The sequence below is a fragment of the Kitasatospora sp. NPDC057542 genome (assembly GCF_042801945.1).
In the GTDB taxonomy this organism is placed as follows: Bacteria; Actinomycetota; Actinomycetes; order Streptomycetales; family Streptomycetaceae; genus Kitasatospora.
Window position 1 is genome coordinate 1 of the sequence record NZ_JBHVFE010000848.1, and the last position, 1,251, is coordinate 1,251.

At 72.5% G+C, this 1,251-nt stretch carries 1 protein-coding gene and 2 pseudogenes; 1 reads left to right on the plus strand and 2 read right to left on the minus strand.

From position 1 onward, the window contains the following. Both ACFU7Y_RS44040 and ACFU7Y_RS44045 read right to left on the minus strand, forming a co-directional pair. Nucleotides 1-274, minus strand: a pseudogene (locus ACFU7Y_RS44040) (hypothetical protein); the annotation flags it as partial. Continuing rightward, nucleotides 267-779: a SigE family RNA polymerase sigma factor gene (locus ACFU7Y_RS44045; protein WP_224285255.1), complete on the minus strand. Its 513-nt coding sequence runs from the start codon at nt 777-779 to the stop codon at nt 267-269. The gene ACFU7Y_RS44045 and the pseudogene ACFU7Y_RS44040, both read right to left, overlap by 8 nt. A 252-nt stretch (nt 780-1,031) precedes the next feature. Here ACFU7Y_RS44045 and ACFU7Y_RS44050 point away from each other — a divergent pair. Beyond that, nucleotides 1,032-1,251: pseudogene (locus tag ACFU7Y_RS44050) on the plus strand (hypothetical protein); the annotation flags it as partial.

The window sequence follows — 1,251 nt, forward strand, 5'->3', positions numbered from 1 at the left end:
GGTGGGGGGAAGCCGGCACGGAGGGGGTGTCTGTGGTGGCTGCTCCTTGTTGTGGTCCCGGTGAGTGTTGTGGTCCCGGTGAGTGCAGCACGGACGGGAGAGCCAGGCACAGGGCTGCTGCGGTGCAGGCCGCGGTCGCGCCGAGGGCGTGCCGGCGGTGGCGGCGCTGGTCGGCGCGTCGGCGGATCTCCGCAGCGGGCAGGGTCGGTGCGGGCATCTGCGTGCCGAGCAGCCGCAGCCGGTTGGCGAGGCTGTCGTGGGTGGGGTCAGACACGGAGTTTTCCTTCCTCGCTGGTCGGGGTCTGGTCGGCGAGTCTGGCCGCGAGCGCGGCCCGGCCGCGGGCGAGGCGGCTCTTGACGGCGCTGACGCTGGCGCCGGTCTCGGCCGCGACCTGCTCGACGGAGAGGTCGCACATGTGGTGCAGGACCAGGGCGCTCCGCTGTGCCTCGGGCAGCTCGCGGAGCGCGGTGACCAGCATCAGGTGCTCCTCGGTGGGCGGCTCGACGGTGGGTGGTTCTTGGCGGTGGTGGCGGCCGGCTAAGTGCAGGCCCCGGGCCAGACGTCGCCAGCGGGAGAGGGCCAGCCGCCGGGCGGTGGTCCGGATCCATGCCTCCGGGGCGCTGTTCGGGTCGAAGGTGCGCCTTCGGTCCCACGCGCGGATGAAGGCCTCCTGGACCACGTCCTGTGCTTCGGACCAGTTGCCGGTTATCGCGTAGAGCTGCCCGGTCAGGCGGGAGAAGGACGCCGCGTAGAACGCGTCGAACTCCTGTGGCGTCATCAAGGGCCTCTCCTCCGGGGCTGTCCGTCAGCTCGCGGCACAGGCGGCTCGCGAGGAGACACTCCTCGGCTACGGCGGTGGAGCTGTGCGTCCTGAGTGAAGCGTCCCGCCCTGTACGCACGAGCGCCGTCCCAGGGTCGCACCCACGGCCTATGACCTGGATCACGTGTGCGGGATGCGACCTGCCGGGCGTCGGGAGGCGTACAGGGGCGCGGGCATCAACCGGACGCCCGCAGGAAAGGACACGGATTCATGCGTATCCGCCCGATCATGCTCATCGCCGCCACCGTCACCGCCGCAGCCATCGCGACCGCGGGGGGAATGGCCACTGCCGCAACCGGCACCTCCACGCCCACCCCCACGGCCCACGGCAAGCCCTCCGGTGCGCCCACCGCCACGGCCTCCGGCGCCGACTCGGCCGGCGCCCCGGTGGTCTCCGGCAGCGGCTCGTCCGTTACCCGTGTGCCTGCCA

Bases quoted from the DNA above. Each gene is read 5' to 3' on its own strand.
- ACFU7Y_RS44045 (WP_224285255.1), bottom strand. From the start codon at position 779: ATGACGCCACAGGAGTTCGACGCGTTCTACGCGGCGTCCTTCTCCCGC.